Origin of the sequence: Paraburkholderia sp. Ac-20340 (assembly GCF_017104965.1) — a bacterium.
GTDB lineage: Bacteria > Pseudomonadota > Gammaproteobacteria > Burkholderiales > Burkholderiaceae > Paraburkholderia.
In genome coordinates, this window is record NZ_JAAGPR010000006.1 from 236,439 (window position 1) to 250,675 (window position 14,237).

Genomic DNA, 14,237 nt, shown 5'->3' on the forward strand with positions numbered 1-14,237 from the left:
GATGTTTTAGAGCGCGCGCGAAATCAGCTCGCGCATGACTTCGCTGGTGCCGCCATAGATGCGATTGACGCGCGAATCGACAAAGGCGCGCGCAACCGGGTACTCGAGCATGTAGCCGTAGCCGCCGTGCAACTGCACCATTTCGTCGAGCGCCTTGCCCAGCGTTTCGGTGGCGAACAGCTTGGCCACCGCCGATTCTTCGAGCGTGAGACGGCGGCGCATGTGCTCCGCCAGGTAGTGATCGATCATCAGACGCACGGCCATCGCCTGAGTCTGGATATCGGCGAGCTTGAAGCGGGTGTTCTGGAAATCCCAGACCGTTTGCCCGAAAGCCTTGCGCTCTTTCACGTATTCGAGGGTTTGCGCGAGCGCCGTTTCCAGGCGCGCGGCGGCGGCCAGCGCAATCGAGAAGCGCTCCTGCGGCAGTTCGGCCATCAGATAGCGGAAGCCCTGGCCTTCTTCGCCGAGGCGATTGCTCACCGGCACGCGCACGTTGTCGAAGAACAGCTCGGCGGTGTCCTGCACGTGCAGGCCGACCTTGTCGAGCTTGCGCCCGCGCCGGAAACCTTCGCGATCCGCCTCCACGACGATCAGGCTGATGCCTTTCGCGCCCGCGGCCGGATCGGTCTTGCAGATCACCACGAACAGATCGCCGCAAATGCCGTTGCTGATAAAGGTCTTGCTGCCGTTGATGACGTATTCGTCGCCGTCGCGCACGGCGGTCGTGCGCACGGCTTTCAGGTCGCTGCCGCTGCCGGGCTCGGTCATGGCGATGCCCAGCACGATTTCTCCCGAGCAGGCGCCCGGCAGCCATTTCTGCTTCTGCGCCTCGTTGCCGATGCGGGCGATATACGGCGCGATGATGTCCGAGTGCATGTTGAAGGTGACGCCCGACAGCCCGCAGCGCGCGACTTCCTCGGCCATCACGGCGCTGTGGCCGTAGTCGCCGCCACCGCCGCCGTATTCCACCGGCAGCGTGACGCACAGCAGACCTTCGCGGCCGGCCTTGAGCCAGATATCGCGATCGACCATGCCGGCCTCGTTCCAGGCCGCCTGGCGCGGCAGGCATTCGCGTTCAAAAAAGCGGCGCACGGTGGTGCGGAACATCTCGTGGTCTTCGCGGTAGACCTGGCGTTGTATCTGCATGTCGGATTCCTTGTTCTGCGCTGCGGCGCCCCGTATGAGGCGCGCCGTCGGCTGGACCTCGTGTGATGACGATGGTCCGGCGCGGCGTGTGGATGAAGCCCACCGTCGATGGGGGGGAACGCTTTTGCCGTAAAAGGGGGCGCCCCCCCACTGGCGGTGGGCTTCGCCACCACGCGCACTTCTACGCTCGGTGTCCATGGCGTCCGCAGGCGTCGCGCGCAAGCTGCGCGGCGCCCGGATGGTGGAGATTCACGGCACGCGTGCCGGTCGTCAGAAGGAGACACCGATGGACCTGCGCTTTACCGCAGCAGAAGAGGCGTTCCGGCAGGAAGTCCGGGCGTTCATGCGCGAGAGCCTGCCGCGCGACATCCGCGCGAAGGTGGAAAACCAGCAGCGGCTGGGCAAGGACGATTTCGTGCGCTGGCACCGCATCCTCCACGCGCACGGTTGGGGCGCGCCGGCATGGCCGCAATCGTTCGGCGGCACGGGCTGGAATACGGTGCAGCGCGTCATTTTCGAGATCGAGACGATCGGCGCGGGCGCGCCCCGGCTGATTCCGTTCGGACTGTCGATGATCGCGCCCGTGCTGATGAAGTACGCAAGCCCGGCCATGCAGGCGCGCTTTCTGCCCCGCATTCCGACGATGGAGGACTTCTGGTGCCAGGGCTATTCCGAACCGGGCGCGGGTTCCGATCTGGCCTCGCTGAAGACGCGCGCGGTGCGCAAGGGCGAGCGCTATATCGTCAACGGGCAGAAAACCTGGACGTCCTACGCGCAATACGCCGACTGGATCTTCTGCCTCGTGCGCACCGATAACGAAGCGAAGCCACAGGACGGCATCTCGCTGTTGCTCATCGACATGAAAAGCCCGGGTGTGAGCGTGCGGCCGATTCGCACGCTGGACGGCGGCGTCGATGTCAACGAGACCTGGTTCGAAGATGTGGAAGTGCCGCTCGAGAATCTGGTCGGCGAGGAGAACCGCGGCTGGACTTACGCGAAGTATCTGCTCGGCCACGAGCGCACGGGGATCGCGGGCATCGGCCAGTGTTATCGCGAGATTGCGCGGCTCAAGCGGCTGGCGGCCGCGGCGCCCGACGGCAAAGGCGGGTCGATGCTCGACGATGTGCGCATGCGCGAGCGCATCGCGCGGGTGGAAATGGACCTGATGGCGCTCGAAATGCTGCTGCTGCGCGTGGCCACGCAGGCGGGCGGGCAACCGGGGCCGGAGGCGTCGGTGGTGAAGATTCGCGGCTCGGAAATCCAGCAGGACATTGCGATGCTGCAGATGGAAGTGGCCGGGCCGCATGCCTGGCCATTCGCGCCGGCATGGCTCGAAGCGGGCGTGACGCCCGAGACCGGCAGTCCGGCATGGGCGAGCGCCGCCACCGCGAGTTACTTCGATATGCGAAAGACCTCGATTTACGGCGGTACGAACGAAGTGCAGCGCGGCATCATCGCCCGCATGATTCTGAACACCTGAGCGCAGCGAGGCGAACATGGACTTCAACTACAGCGAAGAACAGCAGATGCTGGCCGACAGCCTGCGCCGCCTGATCGAAGCGGATTACGGTTTTGCGCGGCGGCGCACCATCATGCGCGCGGGTGCCAGCTTCGATCGCGGCATGTGGGCGACGCTCGCAGAAATGGGCGTGCTCGGGCTCACGATTCCGGCAGCGTTCGGCGGCTTCGAGGAAAGCGCGGCGACGCAACTCGTCGTGCAGCGCGAACTGGGGCGCGGCATCGTGCTGGAGCCGGTGATTCCGTGCGCGGTCATTGCCGCGGCGATCCTGACGCGCTACGGCAGCGGCGCGCACAAGGCGCACTGGCTGCCCGCCATCGCGACCGGTCAGCGCGTGCTGACGGCCGCGTGGCTCGAACCGGCCTCGCGTTATCGCGTTGATGCGGCGCAATGCACGGCCACGCGCGCGGGCGCGGGCTGGGAATTGAGCGGCGTAAAGTGTCTGGTCTGGCACGGCCATAGCGTCGATGCGTGGATCGTCAGCGCGCGGCTCGACGGCAAACTGGCGTTGTTTCTGGTGCCGCGCGACGCGGCGGGCGTGACGATCGCGCAGTACCCGGCGATCGACGGCCAGCACGGCGCGGATCTTCGCTTCGATTGCGTGCGGCTCGACGCCGATGCGCTGCTCGGCGGGCAGGATCAAGGTCTGGAAGCGCTCGAACACGGTCTCGATCACGGCATTGCGGCGCAATGTGCGGCGGCGGCGGGCGCGATGGAACGCCTGATCGACCTCACGCGCGATTATCTGCTCACGCGCCGCCAGTTCGGCCAGCCGCTCGCGGCGTTCCAGGCGCTGCAGCACCGTCTCGCCGATATGCTGGTGCAAAAGGAATGCGCGCTGTCGATGGCGTATGTGGCCGCCAAAGCGCTCGACGAGCCCGATCTTTCGGCGCGCCGTCGCATGGTGTCCGGGGCCAAGGTGATCGTGGCGCGCGCCGCGCGCTTCGTCGGCCAGCAGGCGGTGCAACTGCACGGCGGCATGGGCGTGACGGACGAACTCGAAGTGAGCGATTATTTCCGCTATCTGACCATGACGGACGTGCTGCTCGGCGATACCGACGCCCACATGGAGCGCTACTGCGCAGCCATGGCGGCCTGAACCCTGCCTGAATCCGATAGCCGCCCGCGCGCCGCTACGCGCATCGGCGAGTCTGAAAGACACATTATCAGGAGACGAAGTTGCATCTCACCAATAGCATCCATCGCTGCCTTCAGCAGACACCGGAGCGGATCGCCACGATCTTTCGCGGCCGCGTGCGCCATTACGGCGAATTCGCCGCGCGCGTCGCGCGGCTGGCGGGCGCGCTCAAGGCGTCCGGCATGGCCACCGACGACCGCGTCGGCGTGCTCGCGCTCAACTCGGACCGTTACCTCGAAACCTGCATGGCCGTCTGGTGGGGCGGCGGCGTGCTCAATCCGGTGAATATCCGCTGGAGCGTGCCGGAAGTCGTTTATTCGCTCGACGACTGCGATACCGGCATCCTCTTGATCGACGATCATTTTCTGCCGATGGCGGCGGGCATCGCGAAGACGGCGAAGCGTGCGCCGCGGTTCATCTACATGGGCGAGCGCGACGCGCCGGACGGCATGCAGTCCTACGAAGCGCTGATCGCGCAGACCGCGCCGGTCGAAGACGCGTGGCGCGGCTACGAGGATCTCGCCATCGTCATGTACACGGGCGGCACCACGGGCTTTCCGAAAGGCGTGATGCAGAGCCATCGCAATATCTGGAGCGGCTGCGTGCAGCGCGTGGCGGAAGCGCCGCCCATCCGGCATGGCCGCAGCCTGCACGCCGCGCCGCTGTTTCATATGGCAGCGCTGTCGCGGGCGATCAACCAGTTCATCGCGGGCGAAACGCACGTCGTCATTCCGGCGTTCAACGCGCTGGAAGTGCTGGAGACGATCGAGCGCGAACGCGTCACCGAAGTCGGCCTCGTGCCGACCATGATCCAGGCGCTGATCGACCATCCCGAATTCGGCAGGCGCGATTTGAGCAGCGTGAAGCGGCTTGTGTATGGCGCGTCGCCGATTGTCGCTTCGGTGCTGGAGCGCACCATGGCGCTGTTTCCGGGCGTGGAATTTTCGCAGTCGTACGGGCTGACCGAGGCGATGGTTGTCACGACGAATCCGCCCGAGAACCACGGCGAAGCGGGGCGGGCGAAGGGCTTGTCGCTATCGGTCGGACGCGCGGCGTGGGGCACCTCGGTCAGAATCGTCGACGAACTGGGCCAGGAGGTGCCGCGCGGCGTGGTGGGCGAGATCGTCATTCGCGGGCCGAGCGTCACGCGCGGCTACTGGAACAAGCCAGCCGAAACCGCCAGCGCGCTGCGCGACGGCTGGCTGCATACCGGCGACGGCGCGTATATGGATGACGCGGGCTACATTTTCATCGTCGATCGCATGAAGGACATGATCGTGAGCGGCGGCGAGAACGTCTATTCGGCGGAAGTGGAAAGCGCGATCGGCCGGCATCCGTCGGTGGCGATGTGCGCGGTGATCGGCATTCCGAGCGCGGCCTGGGGCGAAACCGTGCACGCGATCGTCGTGCTGCGGCCCGGCGAGGATCTGGCGGAAGAGCAGATTCGCGAGCATTGCCGCACGCTGATTGCGAACTACAAATGCCCGAAGAGCGTGGAGTTCCGCACGTCGATGCCTTTGTCGGGCGCGGGCAAGATTCTCAAACGCGATCTGCGCGCGCCGTTCTGGGAAGGGCAGGCGAAGAAGGTGAATTGAGGGGGACGCTGGCCGCTGCGCCAGCTTTTAACCACGGCGCGGCGCGCGCGCCGTGGTATCCGCAAACAGCTCGATCACCCGCTCGCGCAGCCAGCGATTGCCTTCGTCCTGCTGGACGCGCGAATGCCAGAGCAGATGGATTGGCGCCGAAGGCAGGTTGATCGGCAGCGCGCGCAGGCTCAGCGAGAACAGCGGCGCGAGTTGCTGGGCCAGCGTTTCCGGCACGGTCGCGATCAGATCGGTGCGTTGCAGGATGTAGCCCACGCTCATGAAGTGCGGCACGGTCAGCCGGACCTGCCGGCGCACGCCGCGCCGCTTCAGCCATTCATCCACCTGGCCGTGACCGGTGCCCGCCGACACCACGACCAGATGCTCGGCCTCGCGCCACGACGCCAGCGTCATGGGCGCCTCTTCGAGCGGATGCCCCTGGCGCATCAGACACACATAGCGCTGATCGAACAGGCGGCGCTGATAGAACCCACCCTTGAGTTGCGGCAGCAGGCCGACCGCCAGATCGACGCGGCCATCGGCCATTTCATCGGCGAGATTGACGCTGGTATTGCGCACGGTATTGAGCGCGACGCCCGGCGCTTCGCGCGACAGCCGCTCGACCAGCGCAGGCAGAAACACCACTTCGCCGATATCGGTCATGCCGATCGTGATGGTTCGCGACGCGCGCAGCGGATCGAAACCCGTCAGCGGATTGAGCGCCGCGTGCAAGGTCGCGAGCGCCTGCGACACCGGCTCGGAAAGACGCAGCGCATACGGTGTGGGCACCACACCGCCCGGCGCGCGCACGAACAGCGGATCGCCCAGCAGACGGCGCAGCTTGGCGAGCGCATTGCTGACGCCGGGCTGGCTCATGTTCATCTGCTCTGCGACCGTCGCCACGCGCCGCTCCTGCATGAGGCGCTGGAAAAGCAGCAGCAGATTGAGGTCGAGATCGGCCAGTTCCATGGTGTTCGTCTGATTGTTCGTCTGAGCGTCCGCCCGCGCGGGTCTCATTCATTTCAGTGATGAAGACGATTCATTGCATCTTATTGAGCAATGAAAGTCCAGTGCTGAAAATACCGACACGGTCCACGGAATCGACGTGCGGCCTGTACGTATAAATCGAGACACAGGAGACACATTCATGACGCGAATGAATCTGAAGATTGCGATCGTCGGTGCGGGCATCGGCGGGTTGACGCTGGCGCTCGCGCTGCGCGAGCACGGCATCGATGCGCAACTTTTCGAGCAGACCGATGAACTGCGCGAAGTCGGCGCGGCCGTCGCGCTCTCCGCCAACGCGACGCGCTTCTACGAACGCATGGGCCTGCGCGCGGCGTTCGAGCGCGTGTGCGCCGACGTGCCGGGCCTGATCTATCGCGATGGCCGCAGCGGCGAGGTGATCGGCCATCATCGCGGCTCGCCGGATTATCGCGAGCAGTTCGGCGGTGCTTACTGGGGCGTGCATCGCGCCGATTTGCAGGCGGTGCTGTCCACGGCGGTGGGGCTCGAGCACATCAAGCTCGGTCATCGGCTGACGGAACTGACGCAGCACGCCGATCGCGTGACGCTTGCGTTCGATAACGGCGAGCGTGTCGATGCCGATCTGGTGATTGGCGCGGACGGCGCGCGCTCGATCACGCGCCGCTGGATGCTGGGTTACGACGACGCGCTGTATTCCGGTTGCTCGGGCTTTCGCGGCGTCGTGCCGGCCGAACGCATGCCGCGCTTGCCGGACCCCGAGACGATCCAGTTCTGGGTCGGGCCCGGCGGCCACCTGCTGCACTATCCGATCGGCGATCGAGGCGACCAGAACTTTCTGCTGGTCGAGCGGCATCCTTCGCCGTGGCCGTCGCGCGACTGGGTGTTGCCTGCGACGGAGGGCGAGCAGCTACGCCTGTTCAAGGACTGGCATCCGGCGGTTGTCGAGATGATCACGGCGGTGCCGATCAGCCAGCGCTGGGGGCTTTTTCATCGGCCGCCGCTCGGGCGCTGGAGCAAGGGGCGCGTGACGCTGATCGGCGACGCGGCCCACGCGCTCGTGCCGCATCACGGTCAGGGCGCGAACCAGTCGATCGAGGATGCCGTGGTGCTGGCCGCGCAACTGGCGAAGGCGGGACCGGGCAACTGGCGCGAGGCGCAGGAAGCCTATGAACGTCTGCGGCGTGGCCGCACGCGCAAGGTGCAATACGCGTCGATCACGACAGCGGACGTGCTGCATCTGCCGGATGGTCCGGCGGCACAGGCGCGCAACGCGCGGCTCGGCGAGCGCGAGAGCCTGCTGCACCATCTCGACTGGATTCACGATTTCGACGCGCTGGCGGAAGAACCGGATGAGCGTCAGGGCGGCACCTGGCTTTGAGGTGCTGATTTCAGGCGCTCATTTCAGGCGGTGATTTCGTCCGCGAGGTCCTGAACGAACTGGCGCATGATGGCAAGACGCTTCTGCGCAATCCGTTGCGCGCCTTCGGTGCTCATGCCATCGGCCAGTTTCAGCAGCTTCACGTCGAAATGATCGAGCGCGAACGTTGTGTCGTCCGGCCTGCGTTCGCGCGCGAGTGGATCGTCGAAATCGTAGAGCCGCGAACCCATGCGCCCCGCCACATAGAACGTGCGCGCGATGCCGATTGCGCCGATGGCGTCGAGGCGGTCCGCATCGCGCAGAATGCGTGCTTCCAGCGAGCGCGGCGCGATATTCGCCGAAAAACTGTGCGCTTCGATCACGTGTGCCGTGGCCTCGATGCGCGCCGTGTCCCATCCGATCGCTTTCAGCACATCGCGCGCTTTGTCCGCGGATAGCTGCGAGGCCAGCGCGCGGCGCGGGTCCGACTTTTCGATCTGCACGCAATCGTGCAGCAGCGTGGCGATGGCCAGCATCTCCAGATCGACAGCCGTTTCATGCGCCGAGATTTGCTTCACGAGCTTCCACACGCGCACCAGATGTGACCAGTCGTGCGAGCCGTCACCGCTCGAATCGTCGATGCCTGTTTGCAGGAGGGCGGCGCGGATCGCGTCGCCATAGGGCGCGAAGGCATCGGCGATTCGGATCAATACGTTATTCATGGGTTTGCGTTCTTAATCGATAAACCGGTTACGCCCGGACAGCACCGCAAAAACCGTGACCAGCACGCTGGCCGCGACCAGGCCGATCGCGCGCGACGGTTTTTTGTCCTTGCCCTAATGGCGAAAATATTCGCTATAATAGATCGCATGTTCGGTATCTCGAACATGAAAAATCTGATGCATCTAGAGTCGGCTCAGCCGACGCCAACCTGCCCGCCCGGGCAAGGTGGAAGCCCTTGGGGCGATGCGGCCAATTCATGGCAACGAAACGGGAGCATAGCGGGCACCGGTTCGATAACCCATCATCCGGAGCAACTATGCGCAACGATCTCTCTTCCTTCTGTCCTGCAAGCGTCGAAAGCGGGCTGCAGCGGCTTCCTGGTCTCAAGCTCACGCATACGGTCCGGCTCGTGTCGAGCCTCAATCCCTCGGTGGTATCGACGGCTGCCGCCGCGCTCGAAACGCGCCGCGCGAACGTCGAGCAATGGGCCGTGACCCGTTGCGCGGGATTGCTCGAGCAGCGCATCGTCCTCGTCGATATGACGGAACGGCAGGCCATTGAGGTGCGCGAGCAGCTCGCGGCACTCGACGGCGTGGCGCGTGCGAGCGTCGAGCATCAGTTCGTTCGGGAAGCGGCGGCCTGAACGGTCTCAGGGCTGCAGCACCCGGCGCTGGCGGAACGCTTTCGCCGCCAGAATGCCGCCGATTGCGCCGCCCAGATGGCTTTGCCAGGACACGCCGGGCGTGATCGGCAGGACGCCGCTCAACATGCTCGCGCCGTAGCTGAACGCCACAAACAGCGCGACGAGCACCGGCACGGGCTTGCGGTTGTAAAAGCCATACGCCACCAGATAGCCCGCATAGCCGAACACGATCCCGCTCGCGCCGATATGGACCGAGTACGGCGCGCCGAGCAGCCACGCGCATAGCCCGGCGCCGAGCATCGCACCGATGTTCGCTTGCCAGAAATTGGCGATGCGCGGCCACATGCACAGCCAGCCGAGCGCCAACAGGCCCGGCGTATTCGCGGCGATGTGATAAAGGCCCGCGTGCAGCCACGGCGCAAACAGAATGCCCTGAAGGCCGCTGAACGTGCGTGGCACGACGCCGTGGCGAGTGAGTTGCAGAAACGGCAGCGCCGCCGAGACAAAAAACACCGCCCACATCGAGCCGACAAACAGCCCGAGCAGCACGACGCGCGCCTTGATCTGCTCGAAAAGGGAGGCGCGCGGGGCGCCGGAGGAAAGGTCGAGGGCGGACATACGTGGGATCGTTCTCTATGGGCGGCGTGGTTGGCATGCACTATAGACCGGCTGACGCGGCGCGCGCATTTTCCGGCGCGCGGGCTTGATCGCGGGGCAAAGCGGCACCCGCCCGTTTGCAACACCCCGCAACACCAGTGGTAACATTTGTTGTCGCCCACTGTCCGGCCTGATCCGCTCATCGATATGCCCGAAAGCTTCGACCAGCTTGCCGCGCTCATCCGCGCGCGCTTCTCCGAACTGAGCCCGCAATTCCAGACCGGTGCGGCCTTCCTGCTCGACCATCCCGACGAAGTCGCGGTGTCGTCGATGCGCAAGGTGGCCGAACGCGCCCAGGTGCAGCCCGCGTCGCTCGTGCGCTTGTCCCAGCAGCTTGGCTTTCCGGGCTGGAACGAATTGCGCGATCTGTTCGTCGCGCGGGTGCGCACGCGTCCCGAACCGCTGTCGAGCCGCGCCCGCTCGCTGGTCGCGGGCAGCGCGAAAGACGCGCTCGCGCGCGATCTGCTGGCCGCCCAGCAGCACAATCTCGACGCCAGTTCGGCGCACAACACCCGCGCCATGATCGAAGCCGCGCGCGTGCTCAAGAAGGCCAGACATGTGCACGTGGCGGGCTTCCGCTCGTGTTACGCGGTGGCGTTCGGGCTGGTCTACGGCTATCGGCTGTTCCGGCCGCAGGTCTCGCTGCTCGGCGGCGAGGCGGGCACGCTGGAGATGCAGTTGCTGGGCATCGAGCGCGACAGCGCAACGATCGTTGTCAGCTTCGCGCCGTACTCGGTCGAAGCGGTGCGCGTGGCCGAAGCGGCGCTCGAAAAGGGCAGCAAGCTGATTGCGATCACCGATAGCGCCGTCTCGCCCATCGCGCTCAACGCGGAAAAGGTGCTGATCTTCACGCACGAGAGCCCGTCGTTTTTCCCGTCGCTGGTGGCGGCGACGGCGCTGGCGGAGTCGCTGGTCGCGCATCTGCTGGCGCTCGAAGGCACGGGCGCGGTGGCGCATCTCGAAGAGGCCGAGCGCTCGCTCAATGCGCGCGGCGCCTATGTGCCTTGAAGCGTGCCCTGAATAACGCATTTCGCCGCTGAACGAGCCGCCTGCGAGGCGGCTTTTTTGCGCCTGTCCGTTATTCATTCGTTGCAAGTCGATATTCATTTGACAACATATGTTGCGAAGCGTATAAATCGCTCATCGACACCTTCGGACTGGCCAACCAGCGAGTCAAACGATGCAGGCACTCAAGACTTTCCAGATGGGCGGCACGCCCGCGCAGATCGGGCACCAGCTCGGCGAACTCGCGCTGCCGGTTTTCGGGCCCTATATGGCGCAGAGCAGCGCCTGGCAGGCCGTGAGCCGCTGGCGCGGCCACCCGTTCGTGGCGCAACTGCGCGCTGCGGCCGAACAGCATTTCCCGGCTTATGTGGCCGAACTCGACGCAATGGCGGCCGCGCTCGGCTGGCCCGCGCACGATCTGTTTCTCTGGAACTGCCGCGGCGAACTGATCCACAACGCGCCCGACGGCTGCACCACGCTCGCCGTGCGCGCCGATGCGGCTGGCGGGCTGATCGCCCATAACGAAGACGGCGACCCGTATCTGCGCGGCCGCTGCGCGGTGGTCGACGTCGCGCCGGCAGGCAAGCCGGGCTTCGTGAGCTTCTACTATCCGGGCTCGCTGCCGGGCCACACGTTCGCGGCTTCGCGCGCGGGTGTGGCGCAGGCGATCAACAACGTGCGTATCCGCGCACCGCGCGCCGGCGTGCCGCGCATGATTCTCGCGCGCGCCGTGCTCGACGCCGCCACGCTCGACGACGCGCTCGCGCTGCTGCGCGATACGCCGCGCGCGAGCGGCTTCCACCATACCGTCGGCGGCCTCGACGCAACTGGCGCAGTGCGCGTCTACAGCGTGGAAGCCACGGCGCAGCGCACCTCGGTGCTCGAAGTGAGCGCGCCTTCGGGCCACGCGAATCACCTGATCCACGCGGGTCACGCCAACGAGGCGCAGATCGTCACCGAATCCTCGCGCGACCGGCAGGCCCGTCTCGCCGATCTCGTGCCCGCACTCGGCGCGCAGCCCGACGGCGCGGCGTTCGTGCGCACGCTGCAGGATCGCGGCGGCGCCGGTCTGCCGATCTTCCGCGACGATCCGCACGATCCCGACGATGAAAACACGCTCGCCACCGCCTGCATGGAGATCGCGCCCGGCGGCGTGAACTTCGACGTCTGGCAGGACGGCGCGCGCACCTTGTCGATGACGATCCAATGACGATGGCGGGCGCGCTCCGAGCAGCGCGCCCGTCATTTCCGCAAGGTTCGACCGAATTTTTGACCGGATTCCCCAGATTTCCCGGATAGATCCGCTTACAGCGAGAAAACCCATGTCCAGCAAAGTGTTTCACCGGATGCCCCGCCAGACCCTGCCCGTTGCGGTCGCAGGCGAGGGCATCGAGATCATCGATTCCACCGGCAAGCGCTATATCGACGCGAGCGGCGGTGCGGCCGTCTCGTGCCTCGGCCACAGCAACCAGCGCGTGATCGACGCGATCAAGCGCCAGGCGCAGGCGCTGCCGTATGCGCACACGTCGTTTTTCACGACCGAAGCGTCCGAACAACTCGCCGATTACCTGATCGAGCACGCGCCCGCGGGCCTCGATCACGTCTATTTCGTCTCGGGCGGCTCCGAGGCGATCGAGGCTGCGCTCAAGCTCGCGCGCCAGTATTTCGTCGAGAAGGGCGAGCGCTCGCGCCGTCATTTCATCGCGCGCCGCCAGAGCTATCACGGCAATACGCTGGGCGCGCTGGCGATCGGCGGCAACGCGTGGCGCCGCGAGCCGTTCCTGCCGATCCTGATCGAATCGCATCACGTGAGCCCGTGTTACGCCTACCGCGAGCGGCTCGACGGCGAGAGCGACGAAGCCTACGCACAGCGTCTGGCCGACGAACTCGAGCAGAAAATCCTCGAACTGGGCGCGGAAAACGTCGCGGCCTTCGTCGCCGAAACCGTGGTGGGCGCGACGGCCGGCGCGGTGCCGCCGGTGCGCGAGTACTTCCGCAAGATCCGCGCGGTGTGCGACCGCTACGGCGTGCTGCTGATTCTCGACGAGATCATGTCGGGCATGGGCCGCACCGGCCATCTGTTCGCCTGCGACGAAGACAGTGTGGCGCCCGATCTGCTGACCATCGCCAAGGGGCTGGGCGCCGGTTATCAGCCGATCGGCGCGACGCTCGTGAGCCGGCGCATCTATGAAACCATCGTGGGCGGCAGCGGCTATTTCCAGCACGGCCACACGTATATCGGCCACGCGACGGCCTGCGCGGCGGCGCTCGAAGTGCAGCACGTGATCGCCGAAGACAAGCTGCTCGACAACGTGCTCGCGCGCGGCGAACAACTGCGCGCGCGGCTGCGCGAGCGTTACGCGGAGCATCCGTATATCGGCGACGTGCGCGGGCGCGGCCTGTTCGTGGGCGTGGAACTGGTCAAGGACCGCGCGACGAAGGCCAGCTTCGACCCGTCGCTCAAGCTGCACGCCGCGATCAAGCGCGAAGCGTTCGCGCGCGGCCTGATGGTCTATCCGATGGGCGGCACGGTGGACGGCCAGAACGGCGACCACATCCTGCTCGCGCCGCCGTTTATCTGCACGGCGCAGGATATCGATACGATCGAAGAGCGCCTTGCGGCGGCAGTGGGCGCGGCGCTGCAGGCGACGGGCGTGATGCAGACGGCCTGACGCGGGCGGCTTGCCAGAAACCTTATTCGGAGCAGATCAGTGACGCAGATGACGCAAACCCAGAACCCGCGCCTGCCGGCCTTCGAGGCCGCGAGCGCGACCCCCGAGCAGAAAGCGGTGCTCGACGAAATCCTCTCCGGCCCGCGCGGCAATCTGAACGGCCCGTTCCTCGGCTGGATCCATAGCCCGAAACTGGCGCAGAACGCCCAGCGTCTGGGCGCGTTCTGCCGCTACAGCACGGGGCTCTCGCTGCGCCTTTCGGAACTGGCGATCCTCGTGACGGCGTCGCGCTGGCAGGCGCAGGCCGAGTGGTACATCCACTATCCGATCGCGATCGGGGCGGGCGTGCCCGAAGCGCTGGCCGAGCAGATTCGCACCGGCGCCGAGCCAGTCTTCGACGAAGCCGACGACGCGCTGATCTACGCCTTCACGACCGAGCTTTACGACACGAAGCGCGTATCCGATGCCACCTACGCGCGAGCCGTAGAACGTTTCGGCCACGAGACGACGATCAATCTCGTTGGTCTGCTGGGCTACTACGCACTCGTGGCGATGACGCTCAATGTCTTCGGCATGCGCGCGGAAGGCCAGGCGACGTTGCCGTTCCCCGAGTAAGCCCGGCTTCGCGGCGGCTTCACAGCAACTTCCCGGCGACCTGCGCGCCGCGTTGCAGGACCAGCGCCCCATGCGGTTATCGCCGTATGGGGCGTTTTTTGTTTGCCTGACGTGACGGCCATATTTCGGTGGCGTGATTTACCAATCGGTCGGTTAATTACGCTGGGCGCATAAACTAAATATCTGATCGCT

Annotated in this window: 13 protein-coding genes and 1 riboswitch; of the genes, 9 read left to right on the forward strand and 4 right to left on the reverse strand. The window is 65.8% G+C overall.

Translation table 11 applies throughout. The features are described from left to right. Nucleotides 1-6 precede the first annotated feature (6 nt). Entirely contained in the window at nt 7-1,146 is a 1,140-nt protein-coding gene (locus G3N59_RS10180; protein WP_205982457.1) for an acyl-CoA dehydrogenase family protein, read from the reverse strand. Nucleotides 1,147-1,432: 286 nt separating this feature from the next. On the opposite strand from G3N59_RS10180, the gene G3N59_RS10185 reads away from it, so the two are divergent. The 3 genes from G3N59_RS10185 (at nt 1,433) to G3N59_RS10195 (ending at nt 5,398) form a co-directional block, all read left to right on the forward strand. Further along, a complete protein-coding gene (locus G3N59_RS10185; RefSeq protein ID WP_205982664.1) occupies nt 1,433-2,626 on the forward strand; it encodes an acyl-CoA dehydrogenase family protein in 1,194 nt (397 codons plus the stop codon). A 16-nt stretch (nt 2,627-2,642) separates the two neighbouring features. Next, nucleotides 2,643-3,764: an acyl-CoA dehydrogenase family protein gene (locus G3N59_RS10190; RefSeq protein WP_205982458.1), complete on the forward strand. Its 1,122-nt coding sequence runs from the start codon at nt 2,643-2,645 to the stop codon at nt 3,762-3,764. An 80-nt stretch (nt 3,765-3,844) separates the two neighbouring features. Next, on the forward strand, nt 3,845-5,398 hold the full coding sequence (locus G3N59_RS10195) for a long-chain fatty acid--CoA ligase (RefSeq protein ID WP_205982459.1): 1,554 nt from the start codon (nt 3,845-3,847) through the stop codon (nt 5,396-5,398). Nucleotides 5,399-5,425: 27 nt separating this feature from the next. Here G3N59_RS10195 and G3N59_RS10200 read toward each other — a convergent pair whose 3' ends face one another. Beyond that, on the reverse strand, nt 5,426-6,355 hold the full coding sequence (locus G3N59_RS10200) for a LysR family transcriptional regulator (protein ID WP_205982460.1): 930 nt from the start codon (nt 6,353-6,355) through the stop codon (nt 5,426-5,428). Between the two features lie 178 nt (nt 6,356-6,533). Here G3N59_RS10200 and G3N59_RS10205 point away from each other — a divergent pair, with 178 nt between their 5' ends. Beyond that, a complete protein-coding gene (locus tag G3N59_RS10205) occupies nt 6,534-7,751 on the forward strand; it encodes an FAD-dependent monooxygenase (RefSeq protein WP_205982461.1) in 1,218 nt (405 codons plus the stop codon). 23 nt (nt 7,752-7,774) lie between these two features. On the opposite strand, the gene G3N59_RS10210 is transcribed toward G3N59_RS10205, so the two are convergent. Continuing rightward, nucleotides 7,775-8,452, reverse strand: a complete 678-nt coding sequence (locus tag G3N59_RS10210) for an HD domain-containing protein (RefSeq protein WP_205982462.1) — start codon at nt 8,450-8,452, stop codon at nt 7,775-7,777. A 174-nt stretch (nt 8,453-8,626) separates the two neighbouring features. Continuing rightward, nucleotides 8,627-8,730: riboswitch (SAM-I-IV-variant riboswitch) on the forward strand. A 39-nt stretch (nt 8,731-8,769) separates the two neighbouring features. Here G3N59_RS10210 and G3N59_RS10215 point away from each other — a divergent pair. Continuing rightward, nucleotides 8,770-9,096: a hypothetical protein gene (locus tag G3N59_RS10215; RefSeq protein WP_205982463.1), complete on the forward strand. Its 327-nt coding sequence runs from the start codon at nt 8,770-8,772 to the stop codon at nt 9,094-9,096. A gap of 6 nt (nt 9,097-9,102) precedes the next feature. Here G3N59_RS10215 and G3N59_RS10220 read toward each other — a convergent pair whose 3' ends face one another. Then, nucleotides 9,103-9,714 carry a rhomboid family intramembrane serine protease gene (locus tag G3N59_RS10220; protein ID WP_205982464.1) on the reverse strand — a complete coding sequence of 204 codons (612 nt, stop codon included), beginning with the start codon at nt 9,712-9,714 and terminating at the stop codon, nt 9,103-9,105. Nucleotides 9,715-9,900: 186 nt separating this feature from the next. Here G3N59_RS10220 and G3N59_RS10225 point away from each other — a divergent pair, with 186 nt between their 5' ends. The 4 genes from G3N59_RS10225 (at nt 9,901) to G3N59_RS10240 (ending at nt 14,045) form a co-directional block, all read left to right on the forward strand. Then, nucleotides 9,901-10,761 carry a MurR/RpiR family transcriptional regulator gene (locus G3N59_RS10225; RefSeq protein WP_205982665.1) on the forward strand — a complete coding sequence of 287 codons (861 nt, stop codon included), beginning with the start codon at nt 9,901-9,903 and terminating at the stop codon, nt 10,759-10,761. A 172-nt stretch (nt 10,762-10,933) separates the two neighbouring features. Next, nucleotides 10,934-11,968: a C45 family peptidase gene (locus tag G3N59_RS10230; protein ID WP_205982465.1), complete on the forward strand. Its 1,035-nt coding sequence runs from the start codon at nt 10,934-10,936 to the stop codon at nt 11,966-11,968. A 112-nt stretch (nt 11,969-12,080) separates the two neighbouring features. Next, nucleotides 12,081-13,430: an aspartate aminotransferase family protein gene (locus G3N59_RS10235; protein WP_205982466.1), complete on the forward strand. Its 1,350-nt coding sequence runs from the start codon at nt 12,081-12,083 to the stop codon at nt 13,428-13,430. Nucleotides 13,431-13,478: 48 nt separating this feature from the next. Beyond that, the gene (locus tag G3N59_RS10240; protein WP_205982666.1) at nt 13,479-14,045 is read left to right on the forward strand and encodes a carboxymuconolactone decarboxylase family protein; all 567 of its coding nucleotides are present in this window, start codon (nt 13,479-13,481) and stop codon (nt 14,043-14,045) included. Nucleotides 14,046-14,237 lie beyond the last annotated feature (192 nt).

What these genes read in the sequence shown, in the direction of transcription:
- G3N59_RS10225 (WP_205982665.1), top strand. Translation starts at nt 9,901, where the DNA reads ATGCCCGAAAGCTTCGACCAGCTTGCCGCGCTCATCCGCGCGCGCTTC.
- G3N59_RS10205 (WP_205982461.1), top strand. Translation starts at nt 6,534, where the DNA reads ATGACGCGAATGAATCTGAAGATTGCGATCGTCGGTGCGGGCATCGGC.
- G3N59_RS10180 (WP_205982457.1), bottom strand. Translation starts at nt 1,146, where the DNA reads ATGCAGATACAACGCCAGGTCTACCGCGAAGACCACGAGATGTTCCGC.
- G3N59_RS10220 (WP_205982464.1), bottom strand. Translation starts at nt 9,714, where the DNA reads ATGTCCGCCCTCGACCTTTCCTCCGGCGCCCCGCGCGCCTCCCTTTTC.
- G3N59_RS10190 (WP_205982458.1), top strand. Translation starts at nt 2,643, where the DNA reads ATGGACTTCAACTACAGCGAAGAACAGCAGATGCTGGCCGACAGCCTG.
- G3N59_RS10215 (WP_205982463.1), top strand. Translation starts at nt 8,770, where the DNA reads ATGCGCAACGATCTCTCTTCCTTCTGTCCTGCAAGCGTCGAAAGCGGG.
- G3N59_RS10230 (WP_205982465.1), top strand. Translation starts at nt 10,934, where the DNA reads ATGCAGGCACTCAAGACTTTCCAGATGGGCGGCACGCCCGCGCAGATC.
- G3N59_RS10240 (WP_205982666.1), top strand. Translation starts at nt 13,479, where the DNA reads ATGACGCAAACCCAGAACCCGCGCCTGCCGGCCTTCGAGGCCGCGAGC.
- G3N59_RS10200 (WP_205982460.1), bottom strand. Translation starts at nt 6,355, where the DNA reads ATGGAACTGGCCGATCTCGACCTCAATCTGCTGCTGCTTTTCCAGCGC.
- G3N59_RS10210 (WP_205982462.1), bottom strand. Translation starts at nt 8,452, where the DNA reads ATGAATAACGTATTGATCCGAATCGCCGATGCCTTCGCGCCCTATGGC.
- G3N59_RS10235 (WP_205982466.1), top strand. Translation starts at nt 12,081, where the DNA reads ATGTCCAGCAAAGTGTTTCACCGGATGCCCCGCCAGACCCTGCCCGTT.
- G3N59_RS10185 (WP_205982664.1), top strand. Translation starts at nt 1,433, where the DNA reads ATGGACCTGCGCTTTACCGCAGCAGAAGAGGCGTTCCGGCAGGAAGTC.